11 protein-coding genes are annotated in these 15,813 nt (G+C 61.6%); 4 read left to right on the top strand and 7 right to left on the bottom strand.

Annotated features, from left to right (window positions below):
• Positions 1-16: 16 nt before the first annotated feature.
• From ACR0LD_RS08250 to mraZ, 4 genes are read right to left on the bottom strand one after another with little or no spacing between them, the layout of a single operon-like run.
• On the bottom strand, positions 17-1,804 hold the full coding sequence (locus ACR0LD_RS08250) for a peptidoglycan D,D-transpeptidase FtsI family protein (protein ID WP_480636425.1): 1,788 nt from the start codon (positions 1,802-1,804) through the stop codon (positions 17-19).
• The gene (ftsL, locus tag ACR0LD_RS08255; RefSeq protein WP_170391006.1) at positions 1,801-2,169 is read right to left on the bottom strand and encodes a cell division protein FtsL; all 369 of its coding nucleotides are present in this window, start codon (positions 2,167-2,169) and stop codon (positions 1,801-1,803) included. Before ftsL ends, ACR0LD_RS08250 begins: the two co-directional genes overlap by 4 nt.
• Positions 2,166-3,161: a 16S rRNA (cytosine(1402)-N(4))-methyltransferase RsmH gene (gene rsmH, locus ACR0LD_RS08260; RefSeq protein ID WP_480636852.1), complete on the bottom strand. Its 996-nt coding sequence runs from the start codon at positions 3,159-3,161 to the stop codon at positions 2,166-2,168. The genes ftsL and rsmH overlap by 4 nt, the downstream gene beginning before the upstream one ends.
• A 4-nt stretch (positions 3,162-3,165) precedes the next feature.
• Positions 3,166-3,669, bottom strand: a complete 504-nt coding sequence (gene mraZ, locus ACR0LD_RS08265) for a division/cell wall cluster transcriptional repressor MraZ (RefSeq protein WP_093965061.1) — start codon at positions 3,667-3,669, stop codon at positions 3,166-3,168.
• A 917-nt stretch (positions 3,670-4,586) separates the two neighbouring features.
• On the opposite strand from mraZ, the gene ACR0LD_RS08270 reads away from it, so the two are divergent.
• Positions 4,587-4,811 carry a DUF1127 domain-containing protein gene (locus ACR0LD_RS08270; RefSeq protein ID WP_093964832.1) on the top strand — a complete coding sequence of 75 codons (225 nt, stop codon included), beginning with the start codon at positions 4,587-4,589 and terminating at the stop codon, positions 4,809-4,811.
• A gap of 474 nt (positions 4,812-5,285) precedes the next feature.
• Here ACR0LD_RS08270 and ACR0LD_RS08275 read toward each other — a convergent pair whose 3' ends face one another.
• Entirely contained in the window at positions 5,286-6,494 is a 1,209-nt protein-coding gene (locus ACR0LD_RS08275; protein WP_480636428.1) for an FAD-binding domain-containing protein, read from the bottom strand.
• A 351-nt stretch (positions 6,495-6,845) separates the two neighbouring features.
• Here ACR0LD_RS08275 and ACR0LD_RS08280 point away from each other — a divergent pair, with 351 nt between their 5' ends.
• The gene (locus tag ACR0LD_RS08280) at positions 6,846-7,439 is read left to right on the top strand and encodes an OmpA family protein (protein ID WP_480636430.1); all 594 of its coding nucleotides are present in this window, start codon (positions 6,846-6,848) and stop codon (positions 7,437-7,439) included.
• A gap of 38 nt (positions 7,440-7,477) precedes the next feature.
• Here ACR0LD_RS08280 and ACR0LD_RS08285 read toward each other — a convergent pair whose 3' ends face one another.
• Entirely contained in the window at positions 7,478-9,880 is a 2,403-nt protein-coding gene (locus ACR0LD_RS08285) for an ATP-dependent helicase (protein WP_480636432.1), read from the bottom strand.
• A gap of 161 nt (positions 9,881-10,041) precedes the next feature.
• On the opposite strand from ACR0LD_RS08285, the gene ACR0LD_RS08290 reads away from it, so the two are divergent.
• Positions 10,042-11,202, top strand: a complete 1,161-nt coding sequence (locus tag ACR0LD_RS08290; protein WP_480636434.1) for an alpha-hydroxy acid oxidase — start codon at positions 10,042-10,044, stop codon at positions 11,200-11,202.
• A 120-nt stretch (positions 11,203-11,322) separates the two neighbouring features.
• A complete protein-coding gene (locus tag ACR0LD_RS08295; RefSeq protein WP_480636436.1) occupies positions 11,323-14,760 on the top strand; it encodes a pyruvate carboxylase in 3,438 nt (1,145 codons plus the stop codon).
• A 62-nt stretch (positions 14,761-14,822) separates the two neighbouring features.
• Here the strand turns inward: ACR0LD_RS08295 and ACR0LD_RS08300 are convergent, their stop codons facing one another.
• Complete coding sequence (locus ACR0LD_RS08300; RefSeq protein WP_480636438.1) at positions 14,823-15,791, bottom strand: hypothetical protein; 969 nt, start codon at positions 15,789-15,791, stop codon at positions 14,823-14,825.
• Positions 15,792-15,813: the final 22 nt, after the last annotated feature.

Consider the following 15,813-nt stretch of genomic DNA (forward strand, 5'->3'; position numbering starts at 1 on the left):
ACCTCTGTCGGACTGCCTAATTCGAGGTCAGCGTTATAGCAGCGCGATCCTCAGGCTCAAGCCGCGGACGCAAGCCCAGCAGCGGCGCGATGCGGCCGATCAACTCGGCCGCCACGGGTACCGCCGTCCAGCCTGCCGTGCGGCGCTTTTCGCCGTAGGCCAGGATCGACGGTTCGTCCAGCGCAACGATCAGAACATATTTCGGATCGTAGGCCGGAAAGACCGAAGCGAAGGTGGCGATCACCTTGTCATCATAGTAGCCGCCGCGCGGCTTGGGCTTGTCGGCGGTGCCGGTTTTGCCGGCCACGGCATAGCCCGGAACGTCACCAAAGCTGGCGGTTCCGTCCGTCACCACCTTGCGCAGCATCATCAGCGATTGTTTGGCCGCGCTTTCCGACATCACGCGCGGCCCGTATTGCGGCCCGTTGCGGCGCAGGATCGTGGGGCTGACATAATGCCCGCCATTGGCAATGGCCGCATAGCCCGCCGCCAGATGCATCGGGCTGGTAGACAGGCCGTGGCCGTAGGAAATGGTGACGGTGCTCAATTCGCCCCACTTCTTGGGCTTGAGCGGCACCCCGCCCTTGGCCTCGACGATCTCGAACGGGGTGGGGTCGAACATGCCCAGCGCGTCCAGGAACTGTTGCTGGCGCTCGGCGCCGATCTGCAGCGCCAACCGCCCCGTGCCGCGGTTCGAGCTGTGCACAATCACATCGGCCACGCTGATCTTGCCGTAATTCTTGCCGTTGAATTCGCCGATCGGGAAACGCCCGATCTTCATCGGGCCCGAGGTGTCGATGATCGTGTCTGCATTCACCAGCCCCAGATCGACCGCTTGCGCGGCAGTGAAGATCTTGAAGATCGACCCCAATTCGTACACGCCCTGCACATAGCGGTTGAACAGAGGGCTGTCCGAGGGGTCAAAGCCCGAGGTCGGCGGGCGCGGACGGTCGTTCGGGTCGAACGAGGGCAACGAGGCGGCAGCAATCACTTCGCCGGTATGGGCGTTCATCAACACCGCCGAGGCGCCCTTGGCGTTCATGATCTTCATGCCGCCGTCCAGCACCTGTTCCACCGCCGCCTGAACAGTCAGGTCAAGCGACAGCTGCAGCGGCTTGGTTCCGTTGGCCGGGTCGCGCAGATAGTCATCGAACTGTTTTTCCACCCCGGCCACACCAATCACCTCGGCAGCCGAGACGCCTTCGCGCCCAAAGCCTGAACCGCCAAGGATATGCGCGGCCAGCCGGCCGTTGGGATAGAGCCGCATTTCGCGCGGGCCGAACAGGATGCCCGGATCGCCGATGTCATGCACCGCCTGCTTTTGTTCCGGTGAAATACGTTTTTTGATCCAGAGGAATTTACGCTTGCCGGTGAAGTCCTTGACCAACCGCTCTTTGTCCAGATCCGGGAAGATCGCCACCAGCTTTTCCGCGGCCGCGATCGGGTCGATCATCAGCGGGGGCTGGGCATAAACGGAGTAGGTATCAAGGTTGGTCGCAAGGATTCGGCCTTCGCGGTCCACGATATTCGCCCGCTGCATGGCAATCGACGCGCCCGGGGCGCTCGCTAGCGGCTCTTGCGCCTCCGAAGTAGCCAATGCGCCCATCCGGAAGCCGACAATGGCAAATGCCGCAAAGAAAAACGCGCTGAGCACCAGCAACCGCCCCTCGGCGCGGGCGCGGGCGCGGTCCTTCATCTCTTCGTGGCGGCGGCGGATGTTCTCGCGTTCGATCACCTTGGGGTTTTCCCCGCGGGCGCGGGCCTCGAGGATGCGGGCAAGCGGGCGGAGCGGTGTGCGCGTCATGGGATCTGCACCTCGCCCAGGGCCTGGGTGTCGGTGATCGCCTGCAATTCGATCGGGTCGGCGATGGGCAGGTCGGGATCCTCGGCATAGGCGATCTGGTCGGCACGTCCGAACTGCTCGGCGCGCAGCGGCAGCAGGGCAAGACGCTCGAAATTCAGGTCGGCCAGTTCACGCAGTCGGTCCGGGCGGTTCAGATAGGCCCATTCGGCCTGCAATACAGCCAGCCGGGCCTGCGCCGCGCCGATCTGGTGCTGCAGGGATTGGGTTTCCTTCAATACCTGCTGGGTGCGGTAGTTTTCCTGATAGGCCCACAAGGCCAGGCCGAAAACACCCAAGGCGGTCAATACAAACAGAATACTCTTCATCTTGCCTTTCCCCCGATCATGGGCATGCCGATGGCGCGGGCATCAATTTCCCCCGCCAGAGCATCGGTACGAACAGCAACCCGCAACTTGGCCGAGCGCGCGCGTGGGTTGTCCTGCAACTCCTGCGGGTCGGGGCCGATGGCCTTGCGGGTCTTCAATGTGAATTGCGGCTGATCCTGCTGGATCTCGGGCGCATAGCGGTTGGCACGGCCGGTCTTGCCCGCGCGCGACTGGAAAAAGCGTTTGACCATCCGGTCCTCGACCGAGTGGAAGGTGACCACGGCCAGTTGCCCGCCCGGCTTCAACGCGCGCTCGGCGGCCATTAGGCCCTGGAACAGCTCCTCGTATTCGGCATTCACCGCAATGCGCAACGCCTGGAACGACCGAGTGGCCGGATGGGATTGTCCGGGCTTGGCGCGCGGCAGGCAGGATTCGACGATCTCGGCCAGACGCAGGGTGGTGGTGATGGGCGACTCGGTGCGGGCCTTGACGATGGCGCGCGCGATGCGGCGGCTGGCCCGCTCCTCACCGTAGTGGAACAGGATGTCGGCCAATTGCTCCTCGGTCGCGGTGTTGACCAGATCAGCTGCGCTTTCGCCCTCCTGGCTCATGCGCATGTCCAGCGGGCCGTCTTTCATGAAGGAAAAGCCACGCTCGGCCTGGTCCAGCTGCATAGACGAGACACCAAGGTCCAGCACCACGCCGTCGAGGTCGCTGGCGTATTCATCCATGCGCGAGAAAACACCCGGCTGCATCACCAGCCGGTCGCCATATTCGGCTGCCCAATCCGCCGCCATTTCAAAGGCCAATGGATCGCGATCGACGCCGATTACTTTGTCGGCGCCAGCCTCAAGCAAACCCCGGGTATAGCCGCCCGCACCAAAGGTACCATCCAGCCAGGTGCCGGAAACCGGCTGGACCGCGTCCAGCAAAGGGCGCAGCAGAACGGGAATATGGGGTTTGTCAGATGAAGTGTGATCCGCGCCGGCCATGCCGTCACGCACCTTCGATGCCGTCAAGGAACTGCATCGGATCGAAATCCTCGGGCAGTTCGTCCAACCAGTCTTCGGTGGCGGCCAGTTCCTCGGCCTCGTATGTCTCGGGCTTCCAGATCTGGAACGTGTCGCCCGCGGCGATAAAAAACGCCTCGCCTTCCAACCCGATCTTGTTGCGCAGCTTGGCCGGCAACACCAGGCGACCTGTTTCATCGACATTGGTCGGGAAAGACTGCCCGTGGAACAGGCGCTGCAACATCTTGCGCTGCATCGAGCCGCGCGGCAGCGCGTCGATCTTGGCGTCGACCTCGTCGATCGCCTCCATAGTATAGCATTCAAGGTATTTGCGACGGTGGTCACCGTAAACAATCACCAGTTCAGGATTGTCACCGGGCTGCCAGTTGGGGTCCGAGGCCTCGAGCACACGGCGAAACGAGGCCGGGATCGACACCCTGCCCTTCGCGTCCACCTTGTGGTGGCTTTCACCTCTAAACCTGCGCGCCAAGACGACTGTCCCTTTCGCTTGCGCCCCACCTACGTCTTCCCCCGGATGAAAAACGGCGGGTTGATCTGCTGCCACTGATCAACCCGCCGCATTGACCCGCTGTGCGGGATGTCCAGCTGCGCGCGCCACCTGGGGGGATGTCTGCTCGCCCGCGCGCCGGATCTCTTGAGTGATGAAAGCGAGATGCCTGTATGAAACCTGTTTATTTTTGGTTCGGGGTCGTTTGGCGCCCCATGTGCCTCGTCCTCATCGGATGAATAAGGGATGCCATGGGAATTCATGGAAATCAATGAGATTTTTTTCCAAGAAGGTTAGATTTGGAAAACTACAGCAGTGGAAATTCATACGCAAATACGAAAAATGACCACAGGTAGACAACTAGTAATATCCAAACACAATATATAGACATATTTTGCGCGGGAAAAATTTTCCCACGATTTCCCACATCTTATGCTCAACAACCCCGATTCCACCCAACACCCCTCGCTTATTCGACCAAATGGCGCCGAATCACCCTGCGATCCAGGCCGAACCCAAGAGAGACCGCCCCGAATTTCCCACCAATTCCCGCCAGTCCCACAAAGTCCCATAGCCCCGCCCAAATCGGGAGTTGGGCCAGACGCACAAAAATCGCGCAGTCCTGAACCGCACAAATTCCGCGTTTACGCGCGCAAATTTTCATCAAATGATGGGCGGCAGCCAGGCCGGAACAATGCCCCGCAGTTCGCGCTAACGAAAATTTCCATATTTTAAAGGCATATTTACGGGTGTCGGGATTCCGACAGTCAATCTATGCACTTGCTGCATAGCAGCATTGATCCTGTCCGGTATTGTGCAATCGCAGCATTTGCCTATCTTCAGTCTCAAGCAAGCGCCGGAACATAGCGGCGGCAACGACAGATGATTGGGTAACGAACATGGCAGTCGCAAGCACCAACAGCGCACACAAAAGCGCATCGACATTTGGTTTCGCCTCTCTGATCGAAACCATGAAGACCCGTATCGCACGCTATCGCGTGTACCGCCAGACGGTGAACGAACTGTCAGAACTGTCGGACCGCGAGCTGGCCGATCTGGGCCTGCACCGTTCGATGATCCGTCGCCTGGCCATGCAGGCCGCCGAAGAACAATTTGCGCGCTGAGCGCCACGAAACACCGAGATCAGGTCCACTCCTCCTCCCATAGGACCTGTATTTCAGCGGCAGCATCTCTCCTCCTCCCTGATGCTGCCGCACCCTATACCGGCCTCAACCTGCCGGATGCTGATACATCGGGGCTCTCCTCCTCCCTGCTCTGATGTTGAAAGCGCGCGGTGGCATCTTCCTCCTCCCTGATGCCACCGCGCCCTTCAAATACCGGGCCAGACCCGGAAACGCATACATCGGGTTCTCCTCCTCCCTTCCCGATGTGAAAAGAGCGCGGTGGCACCCTTCCTCCTCCCTGGTGTCACCGCGCGCTTCAGATACCGGGGAAAACCCGGGTTCGGATACATCGGGGCTCTCCTCCTCCCTGCTCTGATGTTGACAAGAACGGCGGTTCCCTCCTCCCTGGGAACCGCCGTTTTTTGTTTCACCAAGGGCGGACTATTCGAGAACAACCGAAAACCCACCAGCGGGTTATTCTGTAAGGTGAAGGTCTTTCAGAAATTGCGGGATCTGTTTTTTCAGACCAAAGAACCCACGGGTCGCATGCGGCCAAACCAGACTGTCATAGCCACGCCGGACGCGGATCACCTCGATCCCTTGCCAGATCAGCAACGGCTCGGCGGCGTCCAATGCCGAGCGGACCGGCCCAATGGGTGCATAAGGCGTAACAATCCGCCGAACACCCGTCGCCTCGACCTTGTTCAGCAGGGGTTCCGCCCAGTCACGCACAGCAATTGGATCCTGTCGCCACTTGGCCAAAGCGTGACCGAGCGCACCGAATGCGAAATCGGTCTGTGGCCGAGCTGACCGTGAATCGACCGGACCGTGCAATCCGACAACTGCCTCGGGTTCATGTGGCATCAATGCTGCCCCGCCGACATCCTCCAAGGTCAGCAAAAGCAGGAAGGGCCCGTCCGGTGGTGCGGCTAAAGGCGGTATTGGGCAAACCGGATGAGCGACGCTCTCAGTCAGTGGGATCGCTGTAGCCGCCAGCCCCTTAGGATGGAAACGACCATTGGTGTAGCGGGCAATGTTCTCCGCGCGGGCGAGATAGGTTTTGCCTTTGGTGTGAAGGCCACCCACCCAGCGCCAGCTTAGTGTGTTCGAAGCTGGATCGGCGTCCATAAGGTGCTGCAGGAAGAAATCCGCGCCCAGTTGCCATGGCAAGCCCAGCGTGAATATCCAGATCGAAGCAAACCACATCCGGGCGTGATTGTGCAGATATCCGGTTTGAACCAATTCGGCGGCCCAGGCGTCGAAACAGTCGATTCCGGTTCGACCGGAAATGGCATCCTCGTAATCTGATCCGGGGTTCTGCAACGCGCTGTCGAGATCCTGCAGATAGGACGCCCAAACGCTGGGACGCTGCTCAAGCCAGCCCTTGAAATAGCCGCGCCAAAAAACTTCCTGCACGAATTTCTCGCATTCAACCGGGTTGTGGCGCGTCAGCACCGCGCTCAGGACGTCGACCTCGGTTATCAGACGGTGCCGGATCCATGGCGACAATGCCGTTGTGTTGCTGCGATCTGCCGGACCGAGATCGAAGTTTCGCGTATCGGCATATGCCTGCCCGGACCGACCAACAAACTGTTCAAGCCGTTTCAGCCCCGCGGACCGTGTCGGCGTCCAGTCAACCGTTTGAATATCGGGGTCGTTTGCAGGCAAGGATCGGGAGTTCATGAGAATTTGCACCAGACGGAACGGCGTCGGGTGTTACTCCGAACCCTTATAGCCCTCAGGGGCACAGAAGATGTCCAGGGGCTGGTCGCACGTGTTTCTGCAGTCGGCTGGGTCTTCACGCGCATCAGAATCTGCACCCTGTTGTACATAAGGTAGTGCTAGGGCGCGCCCGCGAGCACGACTGCGACGGAGGTCGCCCATCTGCCGCAACCGGATCAAAATACTCGAGAACACCCTTCATTTATTTCGTCCCAGCCCAATTCTTTGAGTGGGAAGTAGCGGAGGCAGGTTTGGTTTCCAGACCCTACTTCAGCCAGCGATCCCAAAGGCTTTGCAACGGGTTTGAGTTGTTTGAATTTCAACTTTGACTCGGACCAGCTTGATGCCGAAGGCCGGCAACAAGTCGCTGAAATCGCTGAGCGGTTGAAGGCCATCAACAGCTACAAGCCAACGGTGGTTGTGGGATACACCGACGCGGTCGGATCGAAGGGTTACAATCAAGGCCTCGGCCAGCGACGCGCCAATACGGTTGCCCGCGCGCTGATCGCAGCAGGTGTGCCGGTGGATGAGATCGGGAGTATCTCGAGCCGTGGCAAATCGGATCTGCTGATCGCAGTCGCGACCGCCGATCGTCGAAACCGGCGCGTCACGGTCGGTTTGGCCGAAATACTGGCAGCCTGCCGAAGCTATCGAGATGTTCAGCTGACCGAAGCAGCAGTGGGCGACGAATTGCAGAACGACCTGATGCAAAGGCTTGGCGAGGCCTCTGCACGCCGGACCCAATTGGAAGGTTCAGGGCGCAACAGCCCGGCCTTTCAGATGGCCGGAGCCGCGCGCGAGGACTGTGGCAAAGCTGCGGGTCTCGCCACCGACTCCATCAGAAAAGTCGAATATGCAAAGCGCTGTTTCTGCAGCTATGCACGGTTGGAAGCAGCGCTGAAATAACCCGACAACCGTCTGGTCGGTCGCTGCCCTTCCCTAGCCTAGAACGGCACATCGTCTTTTGCGGATAGATACTGCGCGACGACCTTCTTGGTTCCGGCCTTGTCGAACTCGACCTCGACTTTGTCCCCTTCGATCCCGACCACGCCGCCATAGCCGAACTTCTGGTGGAACACCCGCTCGCCCAGAGTAAAGCTGGCCACGGCGGTCGCGTCGATCACGGTGTTGCGGGATTCACGCGGCTGCGACATGCCGTATTGCCCCTGCCGCGCCTGCATCCGTTTCCAGCCCGGCGAGTTGTAGACATTGGCCTGCGCCGCGCGGGTTTCGATACCTGCCGACATCTGGCCGCCGCCATAGAGGCCCGGAGGCGTCAGAACCTCGACATGATCCTCGGGCAACTCGTCGATGAAACGCGAGGGCATCGCGTTCTGCCATTGCCCGAACACGCGCCGGTTGGCGGCGAAGGAAATGGTGCAGACCTCTTCGGCGCGGGTGATGCCGACATAGGCCAGCCGCCGTTCTTCCTCGAGCCCCTTGAGGCCGGTTTCGTCCATCGACCGTTGCGAGGGGAACAGACCGTCCTCCCACCCCGGCAGGAAGACGGCGGGAAACTCCAGCCCCTTGGCCGCGTGCAGGGTCATGATCGAGACCTTGGGCCCGCCGCTGTCCTGTTCGTTGTCCATCACCAGGCTGACATGCTCCAGGAACCCTTGCAGGTTCTCGAAATTGTCCAGCTGGTTGACCAGTTCCTTCAGGTTTTCCAACCGCCCCGGAGCCTCCGGCGTCTTGTCGTTCTGCCAGTGGGCGGTATAGCCGGATTCGTCCAGCACGATCTGCGCCAGTTCGATATGCGACACCTCGGGCGGGCCATAGCGCACGGGCGCGGTTCCGTCGTCGATGACCGCATCATCCTCGATCTCGATCCGGGGGCCGCGGGTCATCGCGTTCCAGCGCGCCAGCCCTTCTACCAGTTCACGCAGAGCCGCGCCGCCCTTGCCCTTGATCAGCCCTTGCTCCACAGCGATCCGCGCGCCCTGAACCAGCGACACGCCATGTTCGCGCGCGGTGCGCTGGATCGTCTGCTGCGCCTTGTCGCCCAAGCCGCGCTTGGGCGTGTTCACGATCCGCTCGAAAGCCAGATCGTCCTCGGGGCTGACCACCAGCCGGAAATAGGCCATGGCATCTCGGATCTCCATCCGTTCATAGAATCGAGGGCCGCCGATCACCTTGTAGGGCAGGCCGATGGTCAGGAACCGGTCCTCGAAGGCGCGCATCTGATGGCTGGCGCGCACAAGGATGGCGATTTCGTCCAGGTTCATCGGTCGCACGCCACGGGTGCCGCCCTGCATGGCGTCGATCTCTTCGCCGATCCAACGGGCCTCCTCCTCACCATCCCAGTGGCCGATCAGGCGGACCTTTTCGCCCCCGGGCTTGTCGGTCCACAACTCCTTTCCCAGACGGCTTTCATTGCCACGGATCACGTTCGAGGCGGCGGCCAGAATATGCGGGGTCGAGCGGTAGTTCTGCTCCAGACGCACCACATGGGCGCCGGGAAAGTCCTTCTCGAACCGCAGGATGTTGCCCACCTCGGCCCCGCGCCAGCCATAGATCGACTGGTCGTCGTCGCCGACGCAGCAGATATTCTTGTGCCCGCCCGCCAAAAGCCGCAGCCACAGGTACTGGGCGATATTGGTGTCCTGATACTCGTCCACCAAGATATAGCGGAACCAGCGCTGGTATTGCTCCAGCACGTCCGGGTGGGTCTGGAAGATGGTGACCATGTGCAACAGCAGGTCGCCGAAATCCACCGCGTTCAACTCTCGCAGGCGGGTCTGGTATTGAGCGTAAAGCTCGACGCCCTTGTTGTTGTAGGCCCCGGCATCGGCGGTGGGCACCTTGTCGGGCGTCAGGGCGCGGTTCTTCCAGTCGTCGATGATGCCGGCCAGCATCCGCGCAGGCCAGCGCTTGTCGTCGATATTGGCGGCCTGCACCAACTGCTTGAGCAATCGCAACTGGTCGTCGGTATCCAGAATGGTGAAGTACGACTTCAGCCCCGCCAGTTCCGCATGGCGGCGCAGCAGCTTGACGCAGATCGAGTGGAAGGTGCCCAGCCACGGCATCCCCTCGGCGGGCTGGCCCAGCAGGCGGCCGACCCGTTCCTTCATCTCGCGCGCGGCCTTGTTGGTGAAGGTCACGGCGAGGATCTCGTTCGGGCGGGCCCGCCCGGTGTTCAGCAGATGCGCAATGCGGGTGGTCAGGGCCTTGGTCTTGCCGGTGCCCGCCCCGGCCAGCATCAGGATCGGGCCATCCAACAGCTCGACCGCTTCCCGCTGCGCCGGGTTCAATTCATTCAAGTAGTCCGCCTCGGGCCGAAGCGCGGCCATGGCGCGGGCCGACAGCGAGGCGCCCTCGAAGGCGTCATTTTCATCGAAACTGCTCATCCGCCCAAACTAAGCCGGAAGTGCGCCGAGGGAAAGGGTTTGTTCACGGCTTGTTCGCACGGTTTTGCGAATTTCTTTCGTAGCGATGGTTGAGCCGTCAGGTGCGGGTTGCATCCGACTGAAACCCTTGCCGAATCGCGCGGCAGGTCGGATCAATCTGCATGGACCTGCACAGCACCTATCCAAGCATCGAGGATCTGAAGCGCCGCGCACGCCGTCGGCTGCCGCGCTTTGTCTGGGACTATGTCGACAGCGGCACCGGGGCCGAGACCGCGCTGAAACGCAACCGGGCAGCGCTGGACCGGATCGGGTTTCTGCCCGCCATCCTGAAGGGCCCGTTGGAATTCGACACCAGCACCCGCTTTCTGGGGCGCGACCATCCGCTGCCCTTCGGCATGGCCCCGATCGGGATGTGCGGACTGGTCTGGCCGGGGGCCGAGACGCTGATGGCGCGCGCCGCTGCGCAGGCGGGCATACCCTATGTTCTGTCCACCGTCGCCAGCCAAAGCCCCGAGGACATGGCCCCGCATATCAGCCCCGACGCCTGGTTCCAGTTGTACCCGCCCAAAGACCCCGAGATTCGCGCCGACCTGCTGAACCGCGCCCGGTCCGCCGGGTTCGGGACGCTGGTGCTGACCGTCGATGTGCCCGTGGCCTCGCGCCGGGAACGGCAGACCCGCTCGGGCCTGACCCATCCGCCGCGCCTGACGCCACGCCTGCTGGCGCAGATCGCCGCCCGCCCGGCCTGGGCCTGGGGCATGGCGCGTCACGGCAAGCCCCGGATGCGCACGCTGGACAGATATATCGACGGCACCGCCAACCTGCCGCCCACGGCGCATATCGGATACCTGCTCAGGACCTCTCCGGGCATGGATTACGTCAAATGGCTGCGCGACCACTGGCAGGGGTCGTTCATTATCAAGGGCGTGCTGCGCCCCGAGGATGCCGAGCGGTTGAAACAGGCCGGGATCGACGCTCTGTGGGTGTCGAATCACGGTGGTCGCCAGTTCGATGGCGCGCCGGCCAGCATCGACATGCTGCCCGCCATCCGCGCCACCACCGACCTGCCGCTGATCTTCGACAGCGGGATCTCGGGCGGGCTGGACATCCTGCGGGCGCGGGCCTTGGGCGCCGATCTGGTCATGCTCGGGCGGGCTTTCCTCTATGGCGTTGCAGCATTGGGCAAGCGCGGCCCGGCCCATGTCATCGACATTCTGCGGCAGGATATGCTTGCAAATATGGGACAACTGGGCGCCGCAACGCTAAAAGATCTGCCGAATGTTAACGCAAACATTGATGCCGCGATGCAGCATGTGCCATAAAACGCCGCAATAGGCGGCGTTTGCGAGCGATAACATGCCGGTTCTACCCAGAACTACAGATATATCTGCGCGTAATCTCGGTCTATTAACACGGCCAAATGAAAAAGACCGGGACTTGCCATGACTGACTTCAAGAAAATCCTGATCGCCAACAGGGGTGAGATTGCCATTCGCGTGATGCGCGCCGCGAACGAGATGGGCAAACGCACCGTTGCCGTCTATGCCGAGGAGGACAAGCTGGGCCTGCACCGGTTCAAGGCGGACGAGGCGTATCGCATCGGCGAGGGTCTGGGCCCGGTCGCGGCCTATCTGTCGATCGACGAGATCATCCGCGTCGCCAAGGAAAGCGGCGCAGACGCCATCCACCCGGGCTATGGCCTGCTGTCGGAAAACCCCGATTTCGTGGATGCCTGCGTTCAGAACGGCATTACCTTCATTGGCCCCAAGGCCGAAACTATGCGCGCCCTGGGCGACAAGGCCAGCGCCCGCAAGGTGGCGATTGCCGCCGGTGTGCCGGTGATCCCGGCGACCGAGGTGCTGGGTGACGACATGGACGCGATCCGCAAGGAAGCGGCCGAGATCGGCTATCCGCTGATGCTCAAGGCGTCGTGGGGCGGTGGCGGCCGTGGGATGCGCCCGATCTATTCCGAAGACGAGTTGGAAGAGAAGGTTCTGGAAGGCCGTCGCGAGGCCGAGGCCGCGTTCGGCAATGGCGAGGGCTATCTGGAAAAGATGATCACCCGCGCCCGCCATGTCGAGGTGCAGATCCTGGGCGACAAACACGGGCAGATCTATCACCTGTACGAACGTGACTGCTCGGTCCAGCGCCGCAACCAGAAGGTCGTGGAGCGCGCCCCTGCCCCCTATCTGACCGAAGAGCAACGCGCCGAGATCTGCGACCTGGGCCGCCGCATCTGCGCGCATGTGAACTATGAATGCGCCGGCACGGTCGAATTCCTGATGGATATGGAGACCGGCAAGTTCTACTTCATCGAGGTAAACCCCCGCGTCCAGGTCGAACACACAGTGACCGAAGAGGTCACCGGCATCGACATCGTGCAGGCGCAGATCCTGATTGCCGAGGGCAAGACCCTGGCCGAGGCCACCGGCAAGGCCAGCCAGGACGAAATCCGCCTGAACGGCCACGCGCTGCAGACGCGCGTGACCACCGAAGACCCGCTCAACAACTTCATCCCCGACTATGGGCGCATCACGGCCTATCGTTCGGCCACGGGCATGGGCATCCGGCTGGATGGCGGCACGGCCTATGCCGGCGGGGTGATCACGCGGTATTACGACTCGTTGCTGACCAAGGTCACCGCCTGGGCGCCGACGCCGGAAAAGGCGATTGCCCGGATGGACCGCGCCCTACGAGAGTTCCGCGTGCGCGGTGTTTCCACCAACATCGCCTTTGTCGAAAACCTGCTGAAGCACCCGACCTTCCTGTCGAACGAATACACCACCAAGTTCATCGACGAGACGCCCGAGCTGTTTCAGTTCAAGAAGCGCCGCGACCGGGGCACCAAGGTTCTGACCTATATCGCCGACATAACGGTGAACGGGCACCCCGAGACCAAGGATCGCCCGCGGCCGCGTGCCGACCTCAAGGAACCCAAGCCCCCCGCGCCCAAGGCGGAACCGCTGATGGGCACGCGCAACCTGCTGGAACAGAAGGGCCCGCAGGCCGTGGCCGACTGGATGAAGGCCCAGCGCCAGTTGCTGATCACAGACACCACCATGCGCGACGGGCACCAGTCGCTGCTGGCCACCCGGATGCGCTCGATCGACATGATCCGCGTCGCACCCAGCTATGCCGCGAACCTGCCGCAGCTGTTCAGCGTCGAATGCTGGGGCGGGGCGACTTTCGACGTGGCCTATCGTTTCCTGCAGGAATGCCCCTGGCAGCGCCTGCGCGACCTGCGCGAGGCCATGCCCAACCTGATGACCCAGATGCTGCTGCGCGGTGCCAATGGGGTGGGCTATACCAACTATCCCGACAACGTAGTGCAGGAATTCGTGCGCCAGGCCGCGCAGAACATCGACGTGTTCCGCGTCTTCGACTCGCTGAACTGGGTCGAGAACATGCGCGTGGCGATGGATGCGGTGATCGAGAACGGCAAGATCTGCGAAGGCACCGTCTGCTATACCGGCGATATCCTCGACCCGAACCGCGCCAAGTATGACCTGAAATACTATGTCGGCATGGCCAAGGAACTGCGCGACGCCGGCGCCCATGTTCTGGGCCTCAAGGACATGGCCGGCCTGCTGAAACCCGCCGCCGCGCGGGTGCTGATCCGCGCACTGAAGGAAGAGGTCGGCCTGCCGATCCATTTCCACACCCACGACACCGCCGGTATCGCCAGCGCCACCATCCTGGCCGCCAGCGAGGCGGGCGTGGACGTGGTGGATTGCGCGATGGACAGCTTCTCGGGCAACACCAGCCAGGCGACGCTGGGCACCGTGGTCGAGGCCTTGCGCCACACCGACCGCGACACCGGTCTGGACATCAAGGCGATCCGCGAGATCAGCGATTATTTCGAGGCGGTGCGCGGCCAATACGCGGCCTTCGAATCCGGACTGCAGGCCCCCGCCTCCGAGGTCTATCTGCACGAGATGCCGGGCGGCCAGTTCACCAACCTCAAGGCGCAGGCGCGATCGATGGGGCTGGAGGAACGCTGGCACGAGGTGGCGCAGATGTATGCGGACGTGAACCAGATGTTCGGTGACATCGTCAAGGTGACGCCGTCCTCGAAAGTGGTGGGTGATATGGCGCTGATGATGGTCAGCCAGGGCCTGACTCGCGACCAGGTCGAGGATCCCTCGACCGACGTGGCCTTCCCCGATTCAGTCATCGACATGATGCGCGGCAATCTGGGCCAGCCTCCGGGCGGTTTCCCCGAAACGATCGTGACCAAGGTGCTGAAAGGCGAAAAGCCCAACACCGAACGGCCGGGCAAAGACGTGCCTCCGGTTGATTTGGAGGCCACCCGCGCGGAGCTCTCGAAACAGCTGGAAGGCATGGAGGTCGATGACGAGGACCTGAACGGATACCTGATGTATCCCAAGGTGTTCCTGGACTACATGGGCCGTCACCGCATCTATGGCCCGGTACGCACCTTGCCCACCCGCACCTTCTTTTACGGAATGGAGCCGGGAGAGGAGATCTCGGCCGAGATCGACCCGGGCAAAACGCTGGAAATCCGCTGCCAGGCTATTGGGGAGACGGACGAGAATGGCGAGGTCAAAGTGTTCTTTGAACTCAATGGCCAACCGCGCGTCATCCGGGTGCCCAACCGGATGGTCCAAGCCTCGACCATTCAGCGGCCCAAGGCCGAGCCGGGCAACGCCAACCATGTCGGCGCGCCGATGCCGGGCGTGGTCTCGACCGTCGCCGTGACCGCCGGGCAGGAGGTCAAGGAAGGCGACCTTCTGCTGACCATCGAGGCGATGAAGATGGAAACCGGCATCCATGCCGAGCGCGACGCCACCGTGAAGGCGGTGCATGTCCAGCCCGGCGGCCAGATCGACGCCAAGGATCTTTTGGTCGAGTTGGAATAAAACCGTTAAAACACAGAAAGGCGCGCCATCAGGCGCGCCTTTTTTCATCCGAGCGGGCTAGTTCAACCGTCGCTGGACTCCGCGACAGGCTGTTGCGGCAACTGTTCCGGCGTGCTGTCAATCGAAACCTCTTCCTCGATCGGCGCTGGCAAGCCCAACAAATCGTGCAGTTCATGAAGAGCCGGATCGGACAAGTCACGGCCACCGGTCAAGGTATCAAGTGCTTCCTGCGGATCATCCGCCCCTGCCAAGGCTTCTTCGGCTTCGGTCACAGCCTGCTCCGCTTCGGCCACGGCATCCTCGTATTTGTCCTGTGCGGTGATGCCCTCGGCTGCTTCTTCTTCAGTTGGCGCAAATTGGTCCTCGATCTCCGCTTCGGTCAGACCTTCCAGTTCGGACAATTCCTGTTCGCGCATTTCAAGCTCCTCTGTCGCGCCAGAGAAACCAAGTATACTCTGCTGATAGCTGTAGAGCTTGCCCGGCATGCTGTTCGGGGCCGCATTCATCAGGGCATTCTGGCTGGCGTGCGCGGCATTCAAGCCCTTGAGCTCCGACGCGATTTTGCCGTGCTTGATTGGTTTGACATACGGCTCCTCGACAACTGCCGCCGCTACCCGCGCTTTACGGATCGGCTTCTCGACTTTCTTTTTTCCAGTGAAGAATTCGTCGAGTTTGGCTGCAAAACCGTTCTGCCCTTTGGTCCGTGATGTAGTTTTGGTGTTCTTTCGTTGTGCCTTTGGTTTAGCGAGACCGAGACCGGCGAGAAAACCCTTGCCCTGGCCGGTCCCACCCTTCGTGCTGCGCGCAGATCCTCCGAGGCTGGCACTGGATTTTTCGGCGCTTTTGCCATTTCCGTTGCCGCCACCGTTACTATTTCCGTTTCCACCACCGTTACCATTTCCGCCACCATTGCCATTCCCGTTCTTGGCTATGGCGATATCTGGCGTAGCCAACACCGCAACGAAGCTAACTGCCCCGGCCAGCAACAAAGATGTCGCCACAACCCGTGACATAGAAATAAACCAATGCATGCCAATCCCCTTTTAGGTATCC

The sequence above is a fragment of the Ruegeria sp. BF8 genome (assembly GCF_056538625.1).